Raw genomic sequence first — 24,396 nt, 5'->3', positions numbered from 1 at the left:
TCATCATGCCAAGCATCCCGCAGTCGCTGTTGTGGATCTCGCTCGTGGTGCTCTGGCTGTTCGTCCTTGTTCCGATGCTGATCAGCAAACGCGACGCCGTGCGTCGCACCAGCGACGTCGCCCTCGCCACCCGGGTGCTCAACGGCGCCGGCTCCCGGCTGCTTCGGCGCAGTGGGCCCGCCGCGGGTCATCGCAGCGACCCCGACTGGACGCCGGAGGAGGACGCGGCCGACGACGAACTCGCCGAGACCGAGCACGACGACGACGACGCCCAAACCGAGGAGGTGGCGCGCCCGGTCGTGGTACGGGCCGCGGCGACCGAACCGGCCGAGCCCGACTACCTGGACGTCGACGTCATCGAGGATTCCGGGGCGCTGCCGGCGGGGGCGGTCGCCGAGGAGGACGAAGACGCCGACGAGACCGAGCCCCACACCGTGGCCGAGCGCGCCGAGACCGACGAAGACGCGGACTTGGACGACCGCTACGAATACGTCGAGGACTCATCCGGTTTGGAGCCCGAGGCCGAGCGCGAGGAGGACGAGGATCCGCGAGCGTTCGTCGCGGCGGGCGCCTCGCGGCGGCGCCGGTTCGACCCGAAGGCCGCCGCCGCGGTCAGCGCGCGCAAGTACGCGTTCCGCAAGCGGGTGCTGATGATGATGGCGGTCGTCCTGATCGGCTCGGCCACCGCCGCGTTCGAGGTGTCGCCGACGGCCTGGTGGGTGTGCGGCGGCGCCACCGCGGTGACCCTGCTGTACCTGGCCTACTTGCGTCGGCAGACCCGCATCGAGGAGAGGGTGCGCCGCCGCCGGATGCAACGCATGGCACGCGCCCGGCTCGGCGTGGAGAACGCCTACGACCGCGAATACGACCTGGTGCCCTCGCGGCTGCGGCGACCCGGCGCGGTGGTGCTGGAGATCGACGACGAGGACCCCATCTTCGAGCACCTGGACTACGCGATGCCGATGCGGACCTTCGGTTGGCCCCGGGACCTGCCGCGCGCGGTCGGCGAGTAGCGCCGGCGGTTCGGCGGTTCGCCGCGCGGCTGGTAGCCTGCTAGCGGTCAGGGGCTATGGCGCAGTTGGTAGCGCGACTCGTTCGCATCGAGTAGGTCAGGGGTTCGAATCCCCTTAGCTCCACAGAATTTGCCTAGGTCGGATGCCGTCGGATTTGAGATCTTCCCAACTTTCGTCAGGAATTCGACGCACTTCAAGGCCTGGCGCCCCATGATCCGTCCCATCGCCGTATAGGCGGCGAACTGCCCTTCGTTGAACCATTGGTCCGACGTGGGGTCGTGAGGGAACACGCCGTTCGCGGCGGCATATGTCAAGAGCCACTCGGGCAAGTCCCGGCACAGCACCGCTTTGGCGAAGATCAGCACGCCGCGGCGTTCCTCTCCGTCGGTGAGGCCGGAGGCCGCGGGGTAGGTGATGAGCCCGATCGCGACCGTCCTCTTCGCGAGCCGGCCGTTCAAGCTGTCGAACGCGTCTCCCTTCTTGAACGGCTCGCCGGAGCCGGGCGTGAGGTCGCGCAAGGCGTATCCGGGGAAATCGTCGAACGTGACCGTCACGCCCAGTTCGTATTCGGCCAGCCGCAGAGCGTCGGATAGCCCGCTGGCCAAGGGCGGGGCGTCACCCCCGCCATCGACGCAGAAGATCAATCGGCTGCGGCGGCGCAACGCCTCGACCAGTCCGAGGTTCTCGTAGTGGCCGCCGTCGGTGACCTGCACCAGCCGCCCGTCGCTGTAGTTGAAACCGAAGAGCTCGCGGTAGTAATAGCCGGCGCCGCGCATGGCGGGCAGCGATCTCGGCCAGGGCCTCGTGTTGTCCTTGGGGTCGAGGCATTCGTCCTTCTCGGCGCCCGCAAGGTTGGCGACGAATTTCGGATTGGGCAGCCAGGTGCCCAGGCGGGCGCCCGAAATGGCCAGCAGCTTTTCGAAGCCTTTCTGATGGCGCCCCATCGCCGAGGCGAACGCGGCGCCACTGACCGCGACCGCCGTCAAGACCGTGAGATCGCGCTTGATCCTCGGCGGCGATTGGCCAAACAGCTTAGGGGTTCGCATCCATCCCAGGTCGGGGCCGCCGATGTAATCGTGGCTCAGCACATAGGACACCGCGTTCAGTCCCGGGGCGGGCCTGTCCTTTCCGGTGATGGTGGCGGCGGCCGCGAACACGAACTTGGGGCCGCCGGCCGGCACTTCGCCAAACTCGTTGAACCAGGTGAATTTGTTGGGGTGGAAGGCTTCCGCGTGCCAATGGTCGCCGTGCTTGACGCGCTGGACGGCGAACGCCTGGCCCAATCGGGACCGATAAAAGGGATTCAGGCTGAGCGAGGCGATATCCACCGAGCCGATCCACAGCATGGTCAGCAGTAGCAGCGCGGGGAGCCACCACGAGGAGAACGGCATCTGGAAAAAGGTGTTCTCCTTTCCGTCGGCGATGGCGTGCTGGAACACGTTTGCCGCGAAGCAGCCCAGGATGATCAGCCAGGCGACCAGCAAGACGGCCAAGGTCGCCATCACCAGCATCAATGCGACGACGCCCGGCGGCAACAGCCGCTTCAACGACGAAAGTTTCGTCGCCTCCTTCGATAGCTTGTCGCGGTCCTTCCACACCATCGCGGCGATCGCCGCCAGGTAGTTCAGGCCAACCAACCCGGAGACGGCCGCGGCGGCGCCGCCCTGGTTCCCTGGCGCGCGCTCACCCAGCCACCAGCAGAGCCGCATCAACGCGGGCAATCCGGCGACCACCGCCAGCACCAGTACCGCGAATACTGCGCTGCCGAACGCGAGGCCCTGCAGCCGCAGTTTCAGCCACTCACTCAAGCTCTTCCACGACACAAACTCGACGAACATCGCCGCGCTCGTGAAGAACACGGCGAGAGCCGCGAAGAAGGTGACCGCGTACCACGACGCGGAATGCGCTGTCAGGCAAGGGAGAGAGTGCGGGCCACCGAGACTTGGATTCGGCACCGGAACGATCACGGCGAAGGAGAAGACGGAGCGAGAAAACAGATATCCGAGCACCGAGCCCAACACCGCGGGCAGGGTGAACAGGATGGCCATCGATGCGATCAAATTCTTCAATACCATGGTCAGCGCCAGGAGCAATTCTCCGGGCGAGTCCGCGATATAGCTTGAGTGCCTGCGGAAATGATTGAATTCGGGCGATCCCTCCTCGAAACGCTCTGACAACAAAGGGCTTTCCTTGTCGTGCACGGCGAGCAGTCGCGCCCCGGCGGTGTAACCGCCGCCGGATACCGATATCACGTAGTCGACGGCGTCGATGAGCTTGGGAGCCGCCGCCCTGCGGCGGAACCGCCGCCTGATTTTCGGCGTCAGCTTGATCGGGGGCGCCTTCGAGAACTCTTGCGTCACGCCCATCGCAATGCAGGCCGACCGCACCCCGCCACCGGACAGGCAAATGGCCTGGACCGGGTCGCCCTCCCGGGATTTCCTGACTTTCTCGGCGCCGGGCACGTAATACGCGTTGGCCCAGCTCAATTCGTCCGTTTTTCCGCGCGTGGCGGGAGGTTCTGCTTGCAGATCGCGCCACCACGTGGCGCTGGTCTTGCCGGAGTAGGCGATTTCAGTCTTGCCCGGGGCGCACGTCTTGAACCACCGCGAACCCGCCACCACCTTGCGCAGGTGGGCGCGCAACGACCGCCACGGCCACGTCAGTGCGGAAGAGCAGGCGCCAAGCCACCGCCACCTCTGCGCCAGCGCGGACACACGGTCCCGCAGTCGCCGGGACCAGGGCACAAGTGCGCGCAGGAAAACTCCCAACGTTGCGAGGCAGCCGCCGAGGGCTAGCAGCCCCGCACACCATTTGATGATCGACGCCACAGCTGCCGCCGTGATCAAGTCCGCCGAATTGTGGTGGCGGAGGGCGTAATCGAGCAGCAAAAGCTTGGCGAGGTCCGCGCCGACGGTAAGGCCCACCGCCGCCGCGACGTATTTCGCCGACAGCCGGCCAAACTCGGAGATGGCCCACAGCCAGAAGATCCAAGCAAACCCCGTCAGCGCCAGGCCGTACCCGGCGATGAACCAGACGTCGTTGGATAACGCGGCCCGAACCTGGTCGACGGCGGCCGAATCCGGCGACCCGCCGCCGTAAACGTACCTGGCAACAGCGGACGGCGCACCCGGTCGCGGCCAGGAAAGCTCCGCGATGGCCAACCCGGCCGCGACAAAGATAGTTGCTGCAGCCGTTTGGGCCAGTCGGGATGCCCGCCGTCTCGCTGACTTGGTGTCCGACATGGGGAATCCCCTTCGATCGGGTCGGTGTTTAACGCGCGTAGCTGCTCGTTTACCAAACCGCTGCTCCGCGGGACGGAATAGAGTAAGCGACTACCCCAACTGGTTGTAGCGTTGTCACCAGCTCGGAAAGGGGGATCGCGATGCAGGTCGACGCGGATTCCCCGTGCTCGGGACGGGCAGTGCGGTGCAGCTGCGCTACATAAGCGTTCCGGCGCTGATCGCCGAGGCGGGCGGCGATCCGTGGTTGATCAACCAGAGCCTTCAGGTCGGTCGCCCGGCGCAGATTTCGGAATTGGCGGAGGCCTTTCACGCCGCGGGTCGGTGCACCTCCGAGTCCAGCGCGTCGTTCGAGGAGGCGCGGCGCCGCTTCGAGGCGGCCTGGAACCACGAGAACGGCGACCACCCGATCAACGATTCCGCCGAGGTGCAGCGGGTGACCAAGGCGCTGGGCGCGCAGTCGCTGCAGCTGCCCAAGATCGGCGCCGATTTGGAAAACATCGCCGCCGCCTTGGCCGAGGCGCAGCGAACCGGCGCGGCGCTGATCTCCACTTTGGAGGGTCAGCTGCAGCAGCTCGACGACGAAATCGGCCAGGCGGTGGAGGCGGAGAAAGACACCCACCTCACCGCGGGCGAGCGAAGACTCCTGGATCTGCACATCGCCGATCTCGAAAACGAGGCCATCGCCGACACCAAATCCGCTCTGGCCCAGATCGTATCGGTGCGCGACGGCTATTCGACGTACCTGCAGGGGGCGCTGGCCACCCTGCGCGCCGAGGGTTATGACCCCGAGGTTCTGCAGGCGGTGGACGCCAAACCCGAGATTCCGCCGCCGGGCACCAGCCCGGAGGACGTCAACAGGTGGTGGACATCGTTGACGCCGGGGGAGCGCCGGCAGCTCCTCGCCGAGCACCCGGATCAGGTCGGCAACGTCAACGGCGTCCCGGTCCTCGCGCGCAGCGATGCCAACATGGCGGTGATGACCCAGGACCTCAACCGGGTCCGCGACATCGCCGCCCGCTACGGCGTCTCCCCGGACGACGTGCTGCGCGACCCGGCCAAGTACGGCCTGTCGGCCACCGACATCACCCGCTACCAGAACGCCGATCAGACCAAGCAGGGGCTCGATCGCGACTCCGACAACGGCCACAACCCGGTGTTTCTGTTCGCCTATGACCCACTGGCTTTCGGCGGCAAGGGCCGCGCGGCGATCGCCATCGGCAACCCCGACCTGGCCAAGAACACCGCGGTGATCGTGCCGGGCACCAGCAGCAGCGTGAAGGGCGGTTGGCTGCACGACGGCCACAACGATGCGCTCAACCTCTTCGGCCAGGCCAACGCCGCCGACCCGAGAAACCCCACGGCGGTGATCGCGTGGATGGGGTACGACGCCCCCAACGACTTCAAGGACGTCCAGCGGATCTCCACCCCGGCGCTGGCCCGGACCGGCGGTCAGGCCCTGGCCCAAGACGTCAACGGTTTGTGGGCCACCCATCTCGGCGCCGGCCAGCACGTCACTGTGCTGGGCCACTCGTACGGTTCGACGACGGTGGCCGACGCCTTCGCCCTGGGCCACATGCACGCCAACGACGCGGTGCTCATCGGCTGCCCGGGCACGGATCTCGCCCCCAATGCCGCGAGCTTTCATCTCGACGGCGGGCATGTGTACGTGGGCGACGCGTCGACGGATCCGGTCGGCATGCTCGGGGAGCTGAATGGCCTGAGCCACTACGTGAACCGGGACAACGTCGGCGGTCAGGTGCTCGGCCTGACCCCCGGCCTGGGCGCCGACCCCGCGGCCGATGGATTCGGATCGGTGCGCTTCCGCGCCGAAGTGCCCGGCTCCGACGGCGTCAATCCGCACGACCATTCGTACTACTACCATCCGGGCAGCGAGGCGCTGCACAGCATGGCCGACATCACCTCGGGTCACGGTGACGCGCTGGAATCCGACGGCTTGACGGCCCAACACCGCTACCAGCCGGGCAAGGTCAACATCCCGGGCCTGGGTCCAGTCGGGCCCGGGATACCCGGTGTCGTCATTGACCCGGAGTGGGGCCGCGCGCCCGCATCTGTTACCGATGATCATGTCTTCGATGACCAACACCATCACTGAGCGGCAACGCATTTGGTCGCGGCGAGCATCGCTTGCCGCGCTAGTCGTGGTCGTCACGTTGTTAGGAGGGTGTTCGCTGGTGTTTCCGAAACCGCACTCGTCGGGCTCTTCCAAGCCCTTTGACGATTCCGCCCATCCGTTGACGGACGATCAGACCAAGGCCCAGGTGATCGAGCCGGCCAAGGAGATCGTCGCCGCGGCGGGCCTGCAGGGCGTCGACGGCGGGTTTTCGTTCGCCTCCTGCAATGACCAAGGCGATCCGCCCTATCAGGGCAGGGTGACGATCGGGTTTTTGCTGCAGGGCGACGCGGACGTGTACTTCCAGCACATCCGCGCCGCGATGATCTCGCACGGCTGGAGCGAGGGTGCCCCACCCGGACAGCACTACCACGGCACCACGCTGAACAAGAACGGCGTGACGGCAAACATGAGCCTCTTGCCGTCAGACCACAGCCGCGGACAAATCATCCTGTACGGCGAATGCCGGAACACGACCGACCATCACCACGACCCGGGCGCCGGACTCGATATCACCAGCCAGCTGACCACGCGCTAGCGGTTTTTGCGGATCGAAATGCGTTCCGCTCGAGGCGTATTGAGCTAGCCCGACTTCTTGCCACCCTTGCGCCCAGCGGCCTTTTTCTGTGACTGGTTACCGCCGCTGCCGCTACCGCTGCTTTGGCTGCTTTGGCTGCTGCCCGAACTCTTGCCGCCCCTGCTGGAGGCGCCGGGAGAATTCGATATCGCGGCCGCCCTCGACTTACTCATCCCCTTTTTGCGCAGACCCTCGTATTGCTTGTCGTTCTTGACGCTCGACCCATGATCTTTCGCCACTTTGGTCTCCTTTACACCGTGCAACTCGAATACCCACTTTCAACCGCGTGGGAGCCATCTGTGCTCGGACGCCGGGTTGCCGATGCGCGATTTGGGTACTGATCCAGTTGTCGGCCGAGCTAAATGAGCGAAAGGACCAGATGGCGCCCCGCGATCCCGACGCGACCGAAGCGCTGCTGAAAGAGCTTCTGTGGACCTACGGGCCCTGCGGCCAGGAGGACGAGGTCCGAGCCGTCTGCGCCCGCGAGCTGGAACCCGTCGTCGACGACATGTGGACCGACGAAGCCGGAAACCTCGTCGGCTACATCGCCGCGGGCGGTCCCCCCGACGGCGGCGGGCACCGCCACCGATCGGCCGCGACCGCCGGCCGCAGCACCGCGACGCGCGTCATGGCGCACATGGACGAACTGTCCATGTTGGTCAAGCGCATCGAGCCGGACGGCTCGCTGCACGTGACGCAGCTGGGCACCATGTATCCCGGCAACTTCGGACTCGGCCCGGTCGCCGTCCTCGGCGAGCACGAGACGCTCACCGCGGTGCTCACGCTCGGCTCCGAGCACACCACCAAGGAGAGCCCGCGGATCTGGGAGACCAAGCCCGACGCGGGCGACCAGGCGCTGGACTGGGAGCACGTCTACGTCTTCACCGGCCGCACCGAAAAGGAGCTCGCCGACGCGGGCGTCCGGCCCGGCACGCGGGTATGCGTCGAGCGGAGCAAGAGGACGATGGTCGAGATCGGGAACTATGTCGGCTGCTACTTCCTCGACGACCGCGCCGCCGTGACCGCCCTGCTGCGCGCCGCTCAGTTGCTGCGTGAGCGCGCAAAACGGCCTGCCCACGACGTCTACCTGGTGTTCACGACCAACGAGGAGATCGGCGGGGTGGGCGGCTCGTACGCCACCGCCTCGCTGCCGGGCACGCTCACCCTCGCCCTGGAGGTCGGGCCCACCGAGCAGGAGTACGGCACCACCGTCACCGGCGGTCCGATCATCGGCTACAGCGACGCCCTGTGCGTATACGACAAGGACGTCGCCGACCGGCTGATGGCCATCGCCTCCGATCGCGGGCTCGAGCCGCAGGCCGCGGTGCTGGGCGCGTTCGAGTCCGACGCCTCACATTCCAAGGCCAACGGGCTGACGCCGCGCGCGGCCCTGCTGTGCCTACCGACGCTGAGCACGCACGGCTACGAGGTCATGTCCCGGCGCGCCCTCGACGACATCGCCGAGATCGTCGCCGACTTCGTGCTACAGCTCGGGAACGAGAACCGTTCCGGGGCAACGGATTAGCCTTCTTTAGTCGAGTCCGGTTTCCTGGCGGCGACGAACTGCAGCACGCGTTGCGTCTGTTGATCGATGTCGAGGAGGCCGGCCGATGAGAACAGCTCGACGAAGGCGCGGCGGTCGAACATTTCGAGACCGATCACGCGAGCGCCGCCGGTCAGCACCTGGCGCAGCGGCGGCGCCCCAGTGGCGTAACTGGTGAGGATCGCGATGCGGCCGCCGGGCGCGAGTACCCGCAGCATCTCGCGAGCCACCCCAAACGGCTCGGGCATCAGATACAGCGCGCCGAAACAGCAGACGGCGTCGAATGTTTCGTCGGCGAACGGCAACGTCCGGGCATCGCCGCGGACATAACACGTGCGCGCACCGGCGTTGTCCCGCACGGCGCGGGTCAGCATCGGCTCGGAAATGTCGAATCCGACCGCGAGGCCGCCGTCGGCCAGTTCGGACGCCAGCGGCCCGGTGAAATTGCCTGGCCCGCAAGCCACGTCGAGCAATCGCGAAGCGGTGGCCAGATGCAGGGCGGACGCCGCGCGGCGCTGCTCGGCGCGGCTGGTGACCCCGCTGGCGACGTAGAAGGCAGTCGGACGCCAGAGCCGCTCGTAGACGGTCGCGACGAACGGGCTGTTCATCGCGCGTTGCGCAAACGTCGGGGCCGGGGAAGTCGTCGATTCCCCCAACACGTCGAGGAAACCGTTGCGCAGCACGGCGGTTGTCTCGAGGAGACCGCGGGTCAGCTCGATCGGATCCTGGGTCATGCGTTTGCTCTCGTCAGCCCTGTCGGCGAGCGGCCGGCGCGGCGGAAGGCGCCGGTCGGCCCGGCGCAGACGTTCGATGGCATGCGCATTCGTCTCCATCTAACAGGTTGACGACTTCGCTGTCGGTTACCCCGCCGAACTGCGCCGATTCGTGGTAAGCCAGTTGCGGTACGGAAACGAGCTTCGTGAGGCAGACTTCCTCACGCACGAGTGACTCTAGCGATGAATGGGGGTTAACGCGTGGCGAACATGGTCTCTCGAATTTCGCCGACGGTGGCCACCGCGGGGCGCGTCGGACACCCGCGCGAATTGTGTCGAAGAAGAATTCCATGACCAGGCCACGAATCCGCGCTCGCGCGCCGCTGCGGATATCGTTTGCCGGCGGCGGCACTGACGTGCCGCCTTTTCCGTCGATCGAAGGCGGCTGCGTCCTGTCGGCAACCATCGACCGCTACGCCCAGGGATCGCTTACCCCGCGCACCGACCGGAAGGTTTCGATCGAATCTGTGGACTTCAAGACCACTCACGAGATGACCCTCGACAGCGAGATTCTCTACGACGGCAGCCTCGATTTGATCAAGGCAGCGGTGCGCAGGTTCGGCCGGGACGGGACGGACGGCTACGACCTCGTGCTCCGTTCCAGCGCTCCGCCCGGTTCAGGGCTGGGATCGTCATCAACGATGATGGTCGCCCTCACCGGCCTGCTCGCGGAGCATTACGGGGTTCCGCTGGGCGAGTATGAGACCGCCCAGCTGGCGTGCGCCATCGAACGCGAAGACCTCGGAATCACAGGTGGCATGCAGGACCTGTACGCGGCGACGTTCGGCGGGTTCAATTTCATCGAATTCACCGATCATGTGATTGTCAATCCACTGCGCATTCGTGACGAGATCGCTTTCGAGCTGGAACTGAGCCTGCTGCTTTGCTTCACGGGCATCACGCGGGACTCCGCACGGGTGATCGAGGACCAAACGCGCCGCGCCACCGCGGGCGCTGATGACACCCTCGCGGGACTGCGAGCCCAGAAGGAATTGGCGGTTGCCATGAAGGCGGCACTGCTCACCGGCAAGCTGGCCGATTTCGGTGCGTTGCTGGGTGAAGCCTGGATTCAAAAGAAACGCATGTCGCCGTACATCACGAATGAACGCATCGACGAGCTGTACGACCTGGCCCTGAAAAATGGCGCATTGGGTGGCAAGATAACGGGGGCAGGCGGTGGAGGATACATCCTGCTGTTCTGTGACTTCGAAAAAAAGCACCGCCTCATCGAATCCCTTGAATCCGCCGGGGCCGCTATCACCGAATTCGCCTTCGAAAACAAAGGATTGACCACATGGCAGGCATGAGCGACTCGGATGTCGTCATCCCAAGCGTCGAGTTGGTCCAGGATCGCTTGGCGGAGACGATCGCGGTCAAGCAACAGATGCTGTCGGGCGCCTTCGCCGAGCAGACCGTCGCGATTGCCCGACTGATGATCGAGTCCCTGCGCTCCGGCGGAAAGGTGATCTTCTTCGGCAACGGCGGGTCGGCGCAAGACGCGGGACATCTTGCGGCAGAGCTGATGGGTCGCTTCGCTTTTGACCGCCCGGGTCTCGCCGCGATCAGCTTGCCCGACGCCACCGCGGCCATGACGGCGATCGGTAACGACTATTCCTACGACGAGGTTTTTGCCCGGCAAGTCCTCGCGGCCGGCCGCGCGGGCGACGTCGTGGTCGGCCTCACCACATCGGGCAACTCGCCGAATGTCGTCCGCGCGCTCGAGGCGGCCGCCGGTGCCGGGATGACGACCGTGGCGCTGACCGGTGCCCGCGGCGGGAAAGTGGCCCATCTCGCCGACTTCTGCATTCGCGTACCGAGCGACAACACCGGACGGGTTCAGGAGGCATGCCTGCACCTGGGCCACTCGATTTGCGAAATGGTGGAGGCCGCACTGTTTCCCAGGTCCTCCTGACAGTCCCGAAGATGGCCGGGCCCGCGCTGCGCAACGTGCGCACCGTCTTTCTGGACCGGGACGGAACCATCAACGTCAAGGCGGCCGATGGCGAGTACATCAGATCGCCTGACGAGCTGCGTCTGTTGCCCGGCGCGGCCCTGGCGGTGGCCGCCTTGAATGCCGCCGGGCTGCGCACAGTCCTGGTGACCAACCAGCGTTGGCTGTCCGAACCGTCCGCGGCGGCGGAGCGTTTCGCCGCCATCCAAGACCGTCTGGAAGAACTTTTGGCGCACGAAGGCGCGCGCCTTGATGCGGTGTACCACTGCCCCCACGCGGCGGCCAGCTGCGACTGCCGCAAGCCCGAAGCGGGCATGTTGTTGCGTGCGGCGCAGGAGCACGGTTTCGCTCTTGCGGAGTCGGTGATGATTGGCGACAGCGAGGCGGATGTAATGGCGGGCCGAGCGGCCGGGGCGGCGACCATCTTGCTGCGTGCCGGCGGGAAAGCGGCGGCCGGCGCCGACTTTGTAGCGGACGACCTTGCCGGGGCCGTGTGCCTCATCCTTGGTGCGAAGGAATCGAGTTTCGCCTAAACCGTTGCACTGCCGAGCGAATTATCAACGCCAGCGCGAACGGTAGATCGTCCCGGAGGTACCGGCTCGCAAGTCGTCGCGGCTCGAGCGCCAGCCGGTGCACCCACTCGAGTCCGAGTCGTTGTAGCACGGGGGATGCCCGGCGGACGATACCGGCGGTCATCGCGATTCCGCCACCGCAGGCGAGGCACCAGGCATGGGGCAGCTCTTGGCGCACCAGTTCGATGAGGCGTTCCTGCCTGGGGAAGCCCAAGCCCACGAACACCAGATCTGGTGCGGCCGCCGCAACGGCGGCGACCGCCCGCCGCGCCCCTTCCTCCGTCTTGTCGAAGCCGTGTTCCGGCGACACGGCGCCGGCGATGCGTAGGTTGGCCGAGCGCGCGACGAGCGCCTCGGCCGCCTTCTGCGGCACCCCCTCGGCGCCGCCGAGGAAGTACACCGATCTTCCATCGGCGGCCGCCGCCGCGCTCAACGGGAAGATCAGCGACGAGCCGGCGACCCGCTCGGGCAGCCTGTCGCCCTTGATCCGCGCCGCCCACACCAAAGGCATGCCGTCTGCGACGACAAGGGACCCCCTGGCGATGAGCCCGGCGAGCGCCGCATCCTGCGCGGCCGCCCGGGCCACGTCGACGTTCACCGGGATGACGGAGCCGCCCTGGCCGGCGCGCCAGGCCTTGCGGACAACGCCGACTACCTCGTCCTGGGTTAGTGCGTCGAACCAGACGTTGCCTACCCGGACCCTCGGCGGCGGCGACCCTGTCAATTTCGGTGATCCGACCACGATCGCTCATCTGGTGCGCGGCACCGGTCGGTAGGGCGACCCATGCACGAGGCTGCGCTCACCCGCCTATCATGCCCCGTCGCCGGGCCCGGCGGATCCCAACGCGGTCGAGTGCCGGAAGCGCACGTGGGTCCGAGACAACTGGCTGGTGTTTGCCAACGTCCGCCTCGTCGGCTGCCCGGGGCTGACAGATCCTTGCCCGAGCCCGAACCCGCTCATAACCTGAGCACCATCCGATCGTGGCCAGGAGTGTCCGGTCTGGCCCAGAACACGACGGCAACACAGGCGGGCGGTTTATGGCACAGCGGTCACCGCGATGCGCAGCCCGATGCGTCGGTTCCGCGACGGGCGGGCCGTAGCGGTGGCCGAATTGACCGGCGCGCGGGCCGAAGAGCTCGCGACGATGGACATCTTCGAAGGCTGCCCAATCGAGGAGCTGGTGCCCCTGGCGGCCCGCCTCCAGCCTCTGCGCGCCGCCGCCGGCCAGGTCCTCATGCAGCAGGGCGAGCAGGCGGTGTCGTTCCTGCTCATCTCGTCGGGAACCGCCGAAATCAAGCGCGTCGACAACGACGGCACCGTCAACGCCGGACAGGTGTCGCCCGGCACCATCGTGGGGGAGATCGCCCTGCTGCGGAACATCCCGCGCATCGCTACCGTCACCACGGCCGAACCGCTGACCGGCTGGATCGGCGACAACGACGCCTTCATCCGGATGGTGCACCTGCCGGGGGTCATGCCGCGATTGCTGCGCACGGTGCGCCAGCGCCTGGCCGAATTCATCACCCCGATCCCCATCGAGGTCCGCGACGGGACCCACCTGATGCTGCGCCCGGTCCTGCCCGGCGACGACGAGCGCACGGTGCACGGCCACATCCAGTTCTCCAGCGAGACGCTGTATCGGCGGTTCATGACGGCCCGCGTCCCCACCCCGGCGTTGCTGCACTATCTGTCGGAGGTCGACTACGTCGACCACTTCGTGTGGGTGGTGACCGACGGGGCTGACCCGGTGGCCGACGCCCGCTTCGTTCGCGACGAGAGCGATCCGACGACCGCCGAGATCGCCTTCCTCGTCGCCGACGCCTATCAGGGCCGGGGCATCGGCAGCTTCCTGATCAGCGCGCTGTCCATCGCCGCGAGGGTCGACGGTGTCGAAAGATTCTCCGCGCGAATGCTTTCCGACAACTCGCCGATGCGCGCGATCATGGACCACTACGGCGCCGTCTGGGAGCGCGAGGACATCGGCGTCATCACCACCGTCATCGACGTGCCCCACCGGCTGGCCTTCGGGCGCCACATGGCCGAACAGATCAAGCGCGTCGCTCGTCAAGTGATCGAAGCGGTCGGCTGAACGGGCATGCGGCCCTTCTGGATTGGCGTTCCGGTGGTCCTGCTGGCGGCGTGCGCGCACGCGTCCGCGCCCGCGCCGTCCGCCACGCCCACCAAATCGTCCACCCCAAACGCGACCGTCAACCCCGCCAACATCAAGCGGGTGGTCGGCGCGCTGCCGCCGCACTACGAGGTGACCACCGGCATCCCGAACGGGCTCACCCCCAGGGTCATCTGGAGCCTCCAAGCCGACGCGATGGCCACGCCACCGCAGTGCGCGACGCTGGCCGACCCGGGCAACGGACGCGACCAATCCGCGCAGGGCTTCTCCGGGTCGGGGACCGGCGGCATCGTCGACGCGGTGGTGGTGACTTTGCCGGGGCCGGTGGACCTCGACTCGGCAGTCGTTGCGGCGTGCGGGCGGTGGACCATGGGCGACGGCCACACCACGGCAAGCGTCCGGCTCGTCGACGCCCCCCACATCGACGGCGTCGCGACCCTCGGCATGGTGGCCGACACCAAGTCGTCCGTCGAATCCGGAACTGAAATCGATTCGCGCACATACACCTTCATCGCGTATCTGGGCAACTACTACGCGTTCACGACGCTGACCACCGACCCCGGCTCGGCGCTGCCCGCGCTGCCGCCGCAATTCGCCGCCGATCTGCTCGTCAAAACGGTGTCCACGTTGCGCGGCTGAGCGTTGCCGTTGGGTAGATTGGCCACGATGTTGAAGGTGTTGCTCGCGACCGCATCCGTGTGCGTGCTCGCCGGATGCTCGTCGGGCAGCGACCCCGCACCCGTGAAGGCCGACATCGGCAAGGTCGTCGACGTCAAGTCCAGCTTCGGGCCCGACTACAAGGTCACCGACATCCCCGTTCGCGGCGTCGACCCCAAGCTGCTCTCGGCCCGCAAACTGCCCGACGGCCTGACCTTCGACCCGGCGAATTGCGCGAAAGTGGCGGTGGGCCCCGACATGCCACCCGACGTGCAGGGCAACATGGCCGCCGTCTCCGCCGAGGGCAAGGGCAACCGGTTCGTCGTCATCGCCTTGGAGACGTCAAAGGCCCTGCCGTTCAACGAGCCCGGAAAGGACTGCACCAGGGTCGCATTCGCCGGGACCGGGGTACGGGGCGGCATGGAGGTGATCGATGCGCCACACATCGACGGGGCCCGCACGACGGGCGTGCACCGCGTCCTGCAGGCCGTGGTCGGCGGGGGAGCCCGCACCGGCGAGCTGTATGACTATTCGGCTCAATTCGGGGATTACCAGGTGATCGTCATCGCCAATCCGCTCGTCGTTCCGGACCAGCCGGTGGCCAAGATCGACACCCAACGCGCGCGTGACCTGCTCGTCAAGGCGGTGGCGGCGGTGCGTTCCTAGGCCGATGGCGGCGACCCACGGCGCCCGGCTTCGCCGCGCTTGTGATCGCCGCTAACGCACGTCGCGGGGCCGGAACTGGATGCTGACGCGCGGGCCGGTGGGCGCCGACGTCTTGGGCACCGCGTGCTCCCAGGTGCGCTGGCACGATCCGCCCATCACCAGCAGATCGCCGTGCGCCTGCGGCAGTCGCAGCGACGGGCCGCCGCCGCGCCGCCGCATCGCGAACGTCCGGGTCGCGCCCAGGCTGACGATCGCCACCATGGTGTCCTGCGAGCTGCTGCGACCGATGGTGTCGCCATGCCAGGCGACGCTGTCCGAGCCGTCGCGGTAACAACACAATCCGACGGTGGTGAAGGGCTCGCCGAGCTCGCCCGCGTAAATGTCGTTGAGCCTCCGCCGCAGCTTGCCCAGCAGCGGGTGTGGGGGATCCCCGACCGTCAGGTCGTGAAAGCTGACCAGCCGCGGCACGTCGACCACCCGGTCGTACATGTGGCGACGCTCGGCCCGCCATGGCACGGTCGATAGGAGGTCGGCGAGCAGGTCATCGGCCTCGGCCAGCCAGCCGGCGCGGATCTCGATGAAGGCGCCGTCACCGAGCTGTCTGCGCTCGGTGTGCTCGAACAGCGAGCCCTGTACAGCGATGCTCACGGCGCCCAGTTTATCGCACATCCGTTCGATGAGGATGGGACCGGCGCCGCGACCGGCTACCGTTTTCAGGGTGGGTGTTGTTGAGCTGGGCACCAATTCCGAGGTGGGCGTGCTGCGCGTCGCCATCCTGCACCGCCCCGGCGCGGAGCTGCGCCGGCTCAATCCGCGCAACAACGACCAGCTGCTCTTCGACGGCTTGCCCTGGGTCGCGCGGGCGCAGGAGGAACACGACCAGTTCGCCGAGCTGCTGCGTTCCCGCGGGGTCGAGGTGCTGCTGCTGTCGGATCTGCTGACCGAGGCGCTCAGTCACAGCGGGGCCGCCCGGATGCAGGGCGTCGCCGCCGCGGTGGACGCCCGTCGGCTCGGAACGCCACTGGCGCAAGAGCTTTCGGCCTACCTGCGCGGGCTGGACCCGGTCACGCTGGCCAACGTGCTGATGGCCGGCATGACGTTCAACGAGCTTCCGCCGGACACCCGGACCGAGGTCTCCCTGGTGCTGCGCATGCACCACGGGGCGGATTTCGTGATCGATCCGCTGCCGAACCTGGTGTTCACCCGCGACTCGTCGATATGGATCGGGCCGCGGGTGGTGATCCCGACCCTGTCGCTGCGGGCGCGCATTCGTGAGGCGTCGTTGACCGACCTGATCTACGCCCATCACCCGCGGTTCACCGGGGTGCGGCGCGCCTACGAGTCGCGCACCGCCCCCGTCGAGGGCGGCGACGTGCTGCTGCTCGCCCCCGGCGTGCTCGCGGTCGGGGTCGGCGAACGAACCACCCCGGCCGGCGCGGAAGCGTTGGCGCGCAGCCTCTTCGATGACGATCTCGCGCACACGGTGCTTGCGGTGCCGATCGCGCAGCGGCGCGCGCAAATGCACCTGGACACGGTGTGCACGATGGTCGACACCGACACCGCGGTGATGTACGCGAACGTCGTCGACACGCTGTCGGCCTTCACGATCCAGCGCACCCCCGACGGCGTCACCATCGGCGACGAGACGCCGTTCCCGGAGGCAGCCGCCAAGGCGATGGGGATCGACAAGCTGCGGGTCATCGGCACGGGGCTGGACCCCCTCGTCGCCGAGCGCGAGCAGTGGGACGACGGCAACAACACGTTGGCCCTGGCGCCCGGCGTCGTCGTCGCCTACGAGCGCAACGCGCAGACCAACACCCGCCTCGAGGAGGCGGGCATCGAGGTGCTCACCATCGCGGGGTCGGAATTGAGCACCGGCCGCGGCGGCCCGCGGTGCATGTCGTGTCCCGCCGCCCGCGATCCGGTGTAGCGCGCCGGCACCGAGTCTGCGCTGAGCGCGTCGATTTCGGCGGTTTCCCAGCGCTGGACGCAGTCTCGGCGCCCCGAGAAACTAGCGCCAGCTGGGCAGCCAGATCTCCATGTTCCAGGTCTGCTGGGAGATCGGCAGGCCGGTCAGCACCGGGAACAGCCACGCGAAGTTGGTCACCACTAGGGCCACGTAGCAGCACACCGCGATCAGTCCCAAAGTGCGTCGTTCGGACCCTTGATGGCGGACGTAGAGGATGTCGCCACAGATCAGGGCGATGCCCATGGCCAGGTACGGCGCCATCGTCGAGGCGTAGAAGAAGTACATCTGCCGGTCGATGTCGGCGAACCACGGCAACCACCCCGCGCAATAACCGGTCAGAACAGCCGCGTAGCGCCAGTCCCGGCGCACCAGCGTTCGCCAAAGTGCATATAGCAGCACCGGCACCGCCAGCCACCACATCGCCGGGGTGCCCACCAACATCTCCGCCTTGACGCACGACTGCGCGCCGCAGCCGGGGACGTTCTGCTGGTCGATGGCATAAAGGACCGGCCGCAACGACATCGGCCAGCTCCACGGTTTCGATTCCCACGGGTGGTAGTTGCCGGCGGAATTGGTCAGGCCCGCGTGGAACTGGAACGCCTTGGCGGTGTAGTGCCACAGCGAGCGAACGGCGTCGGGCAGCGGAACAACGGAGTGCGGGCCGATCGACTGGCCGACCTCGTGGCGGTCGATCGCGGTCTCGGACGCGAACCACGGCGCGTAGCTGGCCAGGTAGACCGCGAACGGGATGAGCGCCAGCGCGTACGCGGTGGGGACCAGGTCACGCCGCAAGACCCCCAGCCATGGCCGGTTGACTTGGTATTGACGCCGCGCCGCGACGTCGAACGCCAACGACATTGCGCCGAAGAACAGCACGAAATACAGGCCGGACCACTTTGTCCCGCAAGCCAATCCGAGCATCACCCCGGCAAGGAAGCGCCACCAGCGCACGCCCAGCCTTGGGCCCCATGCGGTTTCGGCGCTGCGGCCCTGCGCCAGCGCGATGTGCAGCCGCCAGCGCATTTGATCGCGGTCGACGATGAGCGCGCCGAACGCCGCCACTACGAAGAAGGTCAGCAGGCCGTCGAGCAGGGCGGTCCGCGCGGTGACGAAGCTGACGCCGTCGCAGATCACCAGCACCCCGGCGATCGCGCCGACCAGGGTCGAGCGGCTGATCCGCCGCACGATCCGCATCACCAGCACGACCATGACGACGCCGAGCAGGGCGCCGGCGAACCGCCAGCCCACGCCGTTGTAGCCGAAGATCGCCTCGCCGACCGCGATCAATTGCTTGCCGACCGGCGGATGCACCACCAGACCGAATCCGGGGTTGTCCTCCACCCCATGGTTGTGCAGCACCTGCCACGCCTGCGGCGCGTAGTGCTTCTCGTCGAAGACGGGCGTGCCGGCATCGGTCGGCGAGCCCAGGTTGAGGAAGCGGGTCACCGTCGCCAGCACCGTGATCACGCCGGTCGCGACCCAGCCGCGAATGGTGTCGGTCGGCCCGAAGTCCGCCACCGGGTCGAGCGGGCCGGGGCTGTCGAGGGGTACGACACGCTCGCGCTCGGCGACGGCGCTTTCGCGGGGCGGGGCGGTCATCACGTCGATCGTAGGCTGTCCGTCATGACCTCCGGTCGCCTATTGCTGGGCGCGACGCCGCTGGGCCAGCCGTCGGATGCCTCACCACGCCTGATCGACGCGCTGGTCCGCGCCGACGTGGTGGCCGCCGAGGACACCCGGCGGGTGCGGATCCTGGCCAAGGCGCTGGACGCCGATATCAAGGGGCGGGTGGTCAGCCTGTACGACCGGGTCGAGGCCGCCCGGGTGCCCGCCCTGGTTGACGCGATGACGGCCGGCGCGACGGTGCTGATGGTCAGCGACGCCGGGATGCCGTTGATCAGCGACCCCGGCTACCGGCTGGTGACGGCGTGCGTCGAGGCCGGGGTCCCCGTGACCTGCCTGCCCGGGCCGTCCGCGGTGACGACCGCGCTCGCGGTGTCCGGGCTGCCGTCGGAGCGGTTCTGCTTCGAGGGGTTCGCCCCGCGCAGGAAAGCAGCGCGCCGAACCTGGCTGGCCTCGCTGGCCGACGAGCGGCGCACCTGCGTGTTCTTCGAGTCGCCGCGGCGGCTGGCGGCGTGCCTGCGCGACGCCGCGGACGAACTCGGCGGTGCCCGCCGCGCGGTGGTCTGCCGGGAGCTGACCAAGTTGCACGAGGAAGTGGTGCGCGGGTCGCTCGAGGAGCTGGCGACGTGGGCGAACGACGGGGTGCTCGGTGAGATCACCGTGGTGCTCGCCGGCGCGACGCCGCGCGCCGACCTGCCGTCGCTGGTGGCGCAGGTGGAGGAGTTGGTCGCCGGCGGCGTGCGCGTCAAGGACGCGTGCAGCGAGGTGGCCGCGGCGCATCCGGACGTGCGGACGCGCCAGCTTTACGACGCGGTTCTGCAGTTACGCGGCGAGTAGCTCAGGGCGTGCAGGCCTTGAACGGGCCGATGCCCGGCGTGCAGATCTGGGGGTGCGGCGGCAGCGGCGGCGGGCCGGGCAGCGGCGGCAGCGGGGGCGGCCCCGCAGGCAGCGGGGGTAACGCCGGAAGCGGGGGCAGGGCCGGCGGGCCGGCCGGAAGCGGCGGCAGGGCCGGCGGGCCGGCGGGGAGCGGGGGCAGGGCCGGCAGCGGCGGAGCGGCCGGAAGCGCCGGCAACGCCGCGGGAACCGCGGGCAACGCCGCGGGCACCGCGGGCAGCGCCGGGAGGGCCCCAGGCGCGGCCGCCAGCACCGCCGGGATGGCCGCCGCCGCACCCGGGACGGCCGCCGCGGCGCCGGGAAGGGGGGGAACTGACAGGTTCGGGATGCCCAGGGTGAAGCCGGGCGGCAGCAGGCCGGCATTCTTGAGGTAGACGAGCGCGATGGCGGCGGTGGACGCCGTGGCCACGACGCCGGTTCCGACGCCGACCACGGTGGTTCCCACGCCCACGACGCCCTGGACGATCGACAAGGCGGTTTGTGCCCCGGCGGGTGCGGCCTGGATGGCCGCCGCGGTGCCTAGGGCGCCGGGCAGTTCCGGCAGGACCGCAGCCGCGGCGTCGGGCAGGCCCGTGTCGAACCCGCCGGGGACCGCCGCGGCCGGCGCGCCGCCTCCCGATCCGCCGACCCCGGACGCGCGACCCGCGGGCCCGCCGGATCCGCCGAGTCCTCCGGGCACTGCCGGGTTGGTGGCCTCTGCGACCGGCTTGGGTGCGTCCCCCGTATTCGCGGCGGGCGCGGCCTGGGTGCCGGGCGCCGACGGCGGCGTCTCAGGCATCAGGACCGACGCCACCTTTTGGCACGGGGCCCCGCCGTTGCCGCACGGTCCCGCGGCCGGCAGCGGCGCGCTGACCGAGGTCAGGGGCGTGACCGCCAGCGTCCCGCCCATCAGGGCGGACGCGACGGCGCCCAGGACGGCGATTCTCATGACGGCCCCCTCCGGCAGTCGACGCGCGATCGGCGCGGGTCAATCCATGAAGCTTAAGCAAAAGCCGCACGTCGCGTGGGGGGTTGGCCGAAATTCACGGCCGGGACGCCCATCTTTCAAAAACCGGCCTCCTGGCCGGCACTAACCGGCCGCCTGGCCGGCACTAACCGGCCGCGGCGATCAACGGCAGCCCGACGATCGGGGCGGCCTTGTGCAGGCACTCCTCCCATTCGGCGTCGGGATCGGAGTCGGCGGTGATGCCGCCGCCGACGCCCAGCACGGCGCCGCCGCCCGCGTCGAACTCGACGGTGCGGATCGCGACGTTCAGCTCGCATCCGGCGATCGGTGAGGCCAAACCGATCGTCCCGCAGTATATCCCGCGACGGTTATGTTCCCATTGCGAAATCAGTTGCCGCGCACGGTGTTTGGGTGTTCCGGTGACCGAAGCCGGGGGGAAGGCGGCGTCCAGCAACGCCGACGTCGGGACTTCGACGGGAACGCGCGCCGACACCGTGGACACCAGGTGCCACACGCCCGGCGCGCGCCGCACCACCAACAGCTCGGGCACGGTGACCGTGCCGACGCTCGCCACGCGGCCGAGGTCATTGCGGACCAGGTCCACGATCATGATGTTTTCCGCGACGTCCTTGGCCGATGCCCGCAGTGCCGACGGCCAGGCATCCAGCGGCAACGTGCCCTTGATGGGGCTGGACGTCACGACCGCGCCGCGACGCCGCAGGAAAAGTTCCGGGGACAGCGACGCCACCGCCCCCCACGGCCCCGCGACGTAGGCCGCGCGGGCCGGGGAGGTGCGCGTCACGCCGTCGACAAAGAAATCCAGCGGGGCCCCGCTGACCGAACCGGTGAATTGCGTGCATACGCAGGCCTGATACACCTCGCCGGCGCGGATCGCCTCCAAGCAGGCCAGGACCCCGCCGCGGTGCGCGGCCCGGTCGGCGCCGCCCCAGTCGATCAGGCAATCGCGCGGCGGTGCCGGCCCGGCCGCCAACGCGGCGCTCAGCCAGCCCGGCATCGGCGCACCTGACAGGCTTTCGTACCACCAGACCCCGTCGCGGTCGCGGCGCAGGACGCAGTCGGTCCAGCCGCCGGCGGCCTCGGGGATCCGGTTTCGCCGGCCGTCGGCGCCGGCATCGGGGTAGGACAGGTAGCCGACCCACCCGCCGCCCACCGCGTCCGAGTCGGGCGCCGGGGTGCCCAGCCGGACCGCGAAGGCGTCGTCGACGGCGACCGGCCGCGCCGACAGGCTGGGCGCGATCACCGCCAGCGAACCGAACCACTCGCCGGTCAGCGCGGCGGGCGGCGGCAACCCGAGCCGGCCGGTGGCGTCGCCGACGGCGCGCAGCACCCGGGGCGCGGCGCCGAGGTCGCCAAGCCGGTCGGTTCGCACCGCCCTAGTCTGCCGCCTAGCCGCGGCTGATGTCGCGAGCAGTGGCCAGCGCCGCCAGCTTTTGCGGGTTGCGCATCACGTAGAAGTTGGTGATCTTGTCGCCGGCAATCTCCAGCGTGATGACGCCCTCGAGCTGTTCGCCGAGGTAGAGCAGCACGGCCGGGGCGCTGTTGCAGGTCACCATGTCCACGCGCGCTCCGGGCATGCCGGCGGCCTTGCGCATCAGCCCGGCGATCGCCCGGGCCACCCGGTCGGCGCCGACCACCGGCCTGCGGGCGGCGCTGACGATGCCGCCGCTGTCGGCCGTCCAGGTGGCGTCCGGGGCGAGCATCGCCATCAGCGCCTCGACGTCGCCGCTGGCCGCCGTGGCCAGGAACTGGGCGGTGATTTCGGCGTTGCGTTCCGGGTCCGCCGTGCCGAACCGCTTGCGCCGCGCCCGCACGTGTTCGCGTGCGCGGTGCGCGACCTGACGCACCGTGGGCGCCGGCTTGCCGACCGCGTCGGCGATCTCGCCGTAGTCGAAGCCGAACACCTCGCGCAGCACGAACACCGCCCGCTCGTCGGGGCTGAGTGTTTCCAGCAACACCAGCATCGCCATCGAAACCGATTCCGCCAGAACAACATCGGCCGAAGGATCCTGCTCATCGAGAAGCAGCGGCTCGGGCAGCCAGGGCCCCACGTACTCCTCGCGGCGACGCGCGTCGGCCCGCAGCGCGTTCAGCGCCTGCCGGGTGACCAGCTGGGCCAGGTAGGACTTGGTGTCGCGCACGGCCGACAGGTCCACATCGGCCCACCGCAGATAGCTGTCCTGCAGCACGTCGTCCGCCTCGGTCGCCGAGCCGAGGATCTCGTAGGCGATCGTGAACAGAAGCGGTCGCAGCAGCGTGAATCGCTCGGCGTGCTCGGACGTTTGGGTCACGGCAGCGCGACCCGCTCGTCGGCCTGGGACTGCGCGAGCCGCCTGCCGCCCTTGAACCAGAAGTACGAGCCGGGCTTGGCGGCCTCGCGCCGGATGGCCCACAGCGTGCCCTTGCAGACCGTCTCCTTGACCGACGCCGCGAACCGGCCGCCGACGTAGACCTCCACCGGGGTGTCGTTCTTGCGGGCGAGTTGGATGGTGCCGTGCGAGCGGCCCAGGCTGATGCACTGCCCCGTGAACGCCTGGTCCAGCAGCGCCGGGGCCTCTCCCGCGATGCGGCTGAGCACCGTGTTGGCCGCCTGGATGCCGAGCGGGCCGGCGGCTTGGCAGCTCATCCGCAGCGGCTGCCCCGACGGGGCGGCCGCGTCACCCGCGGCGACGATGCGCTGGTCGTCGACGCTGGTCAGCGTCTCGTCGGTGAGCAGCCGGCCCAGCGCGTCGGTGCTTAGCCCGCTGCGCGCTGCCAGGTCCGGCACGGCGAAGCCGGCCGTCCACACCGTCGCCGCGCTGGGCAGCACGGCGCCGTCGGTGAGCACCACGGCGTCCCAGCGCACCTCGGTTGCGCAGGCGGATTCGACCACGTTGACGCCGAGGGCGCGCAGCTGCTTGGCCACGGACCGCCGGCCCTTCTCGCTCAGCGACGGGCCGAGGATGCCGCCGCAGACCAGCGTCACCGGGCGCCCCAGCTCGGCCAGCTCAGAAGCGGTTTCGATGCCGGTCAGCCCGCCGCCCACGACGGTGACGGGCGAACCGAGCGGCAGGTCGGCGAGGGCGTAGCGCAGCCGTTGTGCGCTTTCCAGGTCGGCGACGGAGTGCGCGAATTCGGCCGCGCCCGGCACGGTCGGCGGCATCGCGCCGGTGCTGCCGACGGCGTAGATCAGGTAGTCGTAGTGCAGCTCGGCGCCCGAGGCCAGCACCAGGCGCCGGTTGGCGGGCTCGATGCGGTCGACGGCGTCGATCACCAGCCCGATGCCCTCGCCCAGCAGCGTGTCGTAGTCGGCGATCGCCGCGCTGGTGTCGGCCACCAGTTGGTGCAGGCGGATCCGCTCCACGAACACGGGGCGCGGGTTGACCAGGGTGATGTCGACGTCGGGGCGCTGGCGCAGGTGATTGGCGGCCAGCGTTCCGGCGTATCCGCCGCCGACGACGACGACGTGGGTTCTTGGGGCGGCCGGCTGGGTCATTTCTGTCTCCTACTCTCACGGGACTCGTGCCCTTGAGACACCGCAGCCCGGCGGGGCGTGACAGTCTGGGCGGGACTGTGACCCGTCTCACTCGACCTTCGGGCAGCGGCAGAAGTTCGGGAGGCGGCCCGCGGTTGCCGGGCCACCCCGCTCCCGCGGTTGCGGGCCTAAGATCAAGCGGCGCGAGCGAAATCGCCGTCCCAGTCGCCGGCAGAGG

General features: G+C 68.8%; 26 protein-coding genes and 1 tRNA gene. 18 read left to right on the top strand and 9 right to left on the bottom strand.

What is annotated here, in order from left to right:
- Positions 1 to 5: 5 nt before the first annotated feature.
- From sepX to AC5Y2S_RS23110, 9 genes are all read left to right on the top strand, one after another.
- Positions 6 to 1,013, top strand: a complete 1,008-nt coding sequence (gene sepX / locus AC5Y2S_RS23150) for a divisome protein SepX/GlpR (RefSeq protein WP_499958647.1) — start codon at positions 6 to 8, stop codon at positions 1,011 to 1,013.
- A gap of 50 nt (positions 1,014 to 1,063) precedes the next feature.
- Positions 1,064 to 1,136: transfer RNA gene (locus AC5Y2S_RS23145), tRNA-Ala, on the top strand.
- Between the two features lie 291 nt (positions 1,137 to 1,427).
- On the top strand, positions 1,428 to 1,703 hold the full coding sequence (locus tag AC5Y2S_RS23140; RefSeq protein ID WP_499958645.1) for a hypothetical protein: 276 nt from the start codon (positions 1,428 to 1,430) through the stop codon (positions 1,701 to 1,703).
- Positions 1,703 to 2,371 (top strand): hypothetical protein, encoded by a 669-nt coding sequence (locus tag AC5Y2S_RS23135; protein WP_499958644.1) that lies wholly within the window; start codon positions 1,703 to 1,705, stop codon positions 2,369 to 2,371. The genes AC5Y2S_RS23140 and AC5Y2S_RS23135 overlap by 1 nt, the downstream gene beginning before the upstream one ends.
- Positions 2,358 to 2,636: a hypothetical protein gene (locus AC5Y2S_RS23130; protein WP_499958643.1), complete on the top strand. Its 279-nt coding sequence runs from the start codon at positions 2,358 to 2,360 to the stop codon at positions 2,634 to 2,636. The genes AC5Y2S_RS23135 and AC5Y2S_RS23130 overlap by 14 nt, the downstream gene beginning before the upstream one ends.
- A 225-nt stretch (positions 2,637 to 2,861) precedes the next feature.
- Positions 2,862 to 3,131, top strand: a complete 270-nt coding sequence (locus AC5Y2S_RS23125; protein WP_499958641.1) for a hypothetical protein — start codon at positions 2,862 to 2,864, stop codon at positions 3,129 to 3,131.
- A 774-nt stretch (positions 3,132 to 3,905) separates the two neighbouring features.
- Positions 3,906 to 4,112 (top strand): hypothetical protein, encoded by a 207-nt coding sequence (locus AC5Y2S_RS23120; RefSeq protein ID WP_499958640.1) that lies wholly within the window; start codon positions 3,906 to 3,908, stop codon positions 4,110 to 4,112.
- 327 nt (positions 4,113 to 4,439) lie between these two features.
- Positions 4,440 to 6,368: a putative alpha/beta hydrolase gene (locus tag AC5Y2S_RS23115; protein WP_499958723.1), complete on the top strand. Its 1,929-nt coding sequence runs from the start codon at positions 4,440 to 4,442 to the stop codon at positions 6,366 to 6,368.
- The gene (locus AC5Y2S_RS23110) at positions 6,349 to 6,924 is read left to right on the top strand and encodes a lipoprotein LppJ family protein (RefSeq protein WP_499958639.1); all 576 of its coding nucleotides are present in this window, start codon (positions 6,349 to 6,351) and stop codon (positions 6,922 to 6,924) included. The genes AC5Y2S_RS23115 and AC5Y2S_RS23110 overlap by 20 nt, the downstream gene beginning before the upstream one ends.
- 44 nt (positions 6,925 to 6,968) lie before the next feature.
- Here the strand turns inward: AC5Y2S_RS23110 and AC5Y2S_RS23105 are convergent, their stop codons facing one another.
- Positions 6,969 to 7,202: a DUF7218 family protein gene (locus tag AC5Y2S_RS23105; RefSeq protein WP_499958638.1), complete on the bottom strand. Its 234-nt coding sequence runs from the start codon at positions 7,200 to 7,202 to the stop codon at positions 6,969 to 6,971.
- A gap of 140 nt (positions 7,203 to 7,342) precedes the next feature.
- Here AC5Y2S_RS23105 and AC5Y2S_RS23100 point away from each other — a divergent pair, with 140 nt between their 5' ends.
- Positions 7,343 to 8,488, top strand: a complete 1,146-nt coding sequence (locus AC5Y2S_RS23100) for a M42 family metallopeptidase (protein ID WP_499958636.1) — start codon at positions 7,343 to 7,345, stop codon at positions 8,486 to 8,488.
- On the opposite strand, the gene AC5Y2S_RS23095 is transcribed toward AC5Y2S_RS23100, so the two are convergent.
- On the bottom strand, positions 8,485 to 9,240 hold the full coding sequence (locus tag AC5Y2S_RS23095; protein ID WP_499958635.1) for a class I SAM-dependent methyltransferase: 756 nt from the start codon (positions 9,238 to 9,240) through the stop codon (positions 8,485 to 8,487). The genes AC5Y2S_RS23100 and AC5Y2S_RS23095 overlap by 4 nt on opposite strands.
- Positions 9,241 to 9,569: 329 nt before the next feature.
- Between AC5Y2S_RS23095 and AC5Y2S_RS23090 the strand changes: the two genes are divergently transcribed.
- From AC5Y2S_RS23090 to AC5Y2S_RS23080, 3 genes are read left to right on the top strand one after another with little or no spacing between them, the layout of a single operon-like run.
- Complete coding sequence (locus AC5Y2S_RS23090; RefSeq protein ID WP_499958634.1) at positions 9,570 to 10,586, top strand: GHMP family kinase ATP-binding protein; 1,017 nt, start codon at positions 9,570 to 9,572, stop codon at positions 10,584 to 10,586.
- Positions 10,574 to 11,191 carry a D-sedoheptulose-7-phosphate isomerase gene (locus AC5Y2S_RS23085; RefSeq protein ID WP_499958633.1) on the top strand — a complete coding sequence of 206 codons (618 nt, stop codon included), beginning with the start codon at positions 10,574 to 10,576 and terminating at the stop codon, positions 11,189 to 11,191. The genes AC5Y2S_RS23090 and AC5Y2S_RS23085 overlap by 13 nt, the downstream gene beginning before the upstream one ends.
- Before the next feature lie 11 nt (positions 11,192 to 11,202).
- Positions 11,203 to 11,763, top strand: a complete 561-nt coding sequence (locus AC5Y2S_RS23080) for a D-glycero-alpha-D-manno-heptose-1,7-bisphosphate 7-phosphatase (protein WP_499958631.1) — start codon at positions 11,203 to 11,205, stop codon at positions 11,761 to 11,763.
- Here the strand turns inward: AC5Y2S_RS23080 and AC5Y2S_RS23075 are convergent.
- Entirely contained in the window at positions 11,729 to 12,526 is a 798-nt protein-coding gene (locus AC5Y2S_RS23075) for a WecB/TagA/CpsF family glycosyltransferase (protein WP_499958630.1), read from the bottom strand. The two genes, AC5Y2S_RS23080 and AC5Y2S_RS23075, sit on opposite strands and share 35 nt — an antisense overlap.
- 346 nt (positions 12,527 to 12,872) lie before the next feature.
- Between AC5Y2S_RS23075 and pat the strand changes: the two genes are divergently transcribed.
- The 3 genes from pat to AC5Y2S_RS23060 are packed head-to-tail and all read left to right on the top strand — an operon-like array spanning position 12,873 to position 15,254.
- Positions 12,873 to 13,892: an acetyltransferase Pat gene (pat, locus tag AC5Y2S_RS23070; protein ID WP_499958722.1), complete on the top strand. Its 1,020-nt coding sequence runs from the start codon at positions 12,873 to 12,875 to the stop codon at positions 13,890 to 13,892.
- Positions 13,893 to 13,898: 6 nt separating this feature from the next.
- Positions 13,899 to 14,570 carry a DUF5642 family protein gene (locus tag AC5Y2S_RS23065; protein WP_499958628.1) on the top strand — a complete coding sequence of 224 codons (672 nt, stop codon included), beginning with the start codon at positions 13,899 to 13,901 and terminating at the stop codon, positions 14,568 to 14,570.
- Positions 14,571 to 14,597: 27 nt separating this feature from the next.
- A complete protein-coding gene (locus AC5Y2S_RS23060; RefSeq protein WP_499958626.1) occupies positions 14,598 to 15,254 on the top strand; it encodes a DUF5642 family protein in 657 nt (218 codons plus the stop codon).
- Positions 15,255 to 15,305: 51 nt separating this feature from the next.
- Here AC5Y2S_RS23060 and AC5Y2S_RS23055 read toward each other — a convergent pair whose 3' ends face one another.
- A complete protein-coding gene (locus AC5Y2S_RS23055) occupies positions 15,306 to 15,902 on the bottom strand; it encodes an alpha-ketoglutarate-dependent dioxygenase AlkB (RefSeq protein ID WP_499958624.1) in 597 nt (198 codons plus the stop codon).
- A 70-nt stretch (positions 15,903 to 15,972) separates the two neighbouring features.
- Here AC5Y2S_RS23055 and arcA point away from each other — a divergent pair, with 70 nt between their 5' ends.
- A complete protein-coding gene (arcA, locus tag AC5Y2S_RS23050; RefSeq protein WP_499958622.1) occupies positions 15,973 to 17,184 on the top strand; it encodes an arginine deiminase in 1,212 nt (403 codons plus the stop codon).
- A gap of 81 nt (positions 17,185 to 17,265) precedes the next feature.
- Here the strand turns inward: arcA and AC5Y2S_RS23045 are convergent, their stop codons facing one another.
- A complete protein-coding gene (locus AC5Y2S_RS23045) occupies positions 17,266 to 18,822 on the bottom strand; it encodes a dolichyl-phosphate-mannose--protein mannosyltransferase (RefSeq protein ID WP_499958621.1) in 1,557 nt (518 codons plus the stop codon).
- Positions 18,823 to 18,846: 24 nt separating this feature from the next.
- On the opposite strand from AC5Y2S_RS23045, the gene rsmI reads away from it, so the two are divergent.
- Entirely contained in the window at positions 18,847 to 19,683 is an 837-nt protein-coding gene (gene rsmI / locus AC5Y2S_RS23040) for a 16S rRNA (cytidine(1402)-2'-O)-methyltransferase (RefSeq protein WP_499958619.1), read from the top strand.
- A 1-nt stretch (position 19,684) separates the two neighbouring features.
- Here the strand turns inward: rsmI and AC5Y2S_RS23035 are convergent, their stop codons facing one another.
- The 4 genes from AC5Y2S_RS23035 to AC5Y2S_RS23020 form a co-directional block, all read right to left on the bottom strand.
- A complete protein-coding gene (locus AC5Y2S_RS23035) occupies positions 19,685 to 20,668 on the bottom strand; it encodes a hypothetical protein (protein WP_499958618.1) in 984 nt (327 codons plus the stop codon).
- Positions 20,669 to 20,831: 163 nt separating this feature from the next.
- Entirely contained in the window at positions 20,832 to 22,076 is a 1,245-nt protein-coding gene (locus tag AC5Y2S_RS23030; RefSeq protein WP_499958617.1) for an aminodeoxychorismate synthase component I, read from the bottom strand.
- Between the two features lie 16 nt (positions 22,077 to 22,092).
- The gene (locus tag AC5Y2S_RS23025; protein ID WP_499958615.1) at positions 22,093 to 22,995 is read right to left on the bottom strand and encodes an RNA polymerase sigma-70 factor; all 903 of its coding nucleotides are present in this window, start codon (positions 22,993 to 22,995) and stop codon (positions 22,093 to 22,095) included.
- The gene (locus tag AC5Y2S_RS23020) at positions 22,992 to 24,179 is read right to left on the bottom strand and encodes an NAD(P)/FAD-dependent oxidoreductase (protein ID WP_499958614.1); all 1,188 of its coding nucleotides are present in this window, start codon (positions 24,177 to 24,179) and stop codon (positions 22,992 to 22,994) included. Before AC5Y2S_RS23020 ends, AC5Y2S_RS23025 begins: the two co-directional genes overlap by 4 nt.
- Between the last annotated feature and the right edge of the window lie 217 nt (positions 24,180 to 24,396).

Source organism: Mycobacterium sp. NGS69 (assembly GCF_059812165.1).
This window is presented reverse-complemented; position numbering and strand designations above follow the sequence as displayed.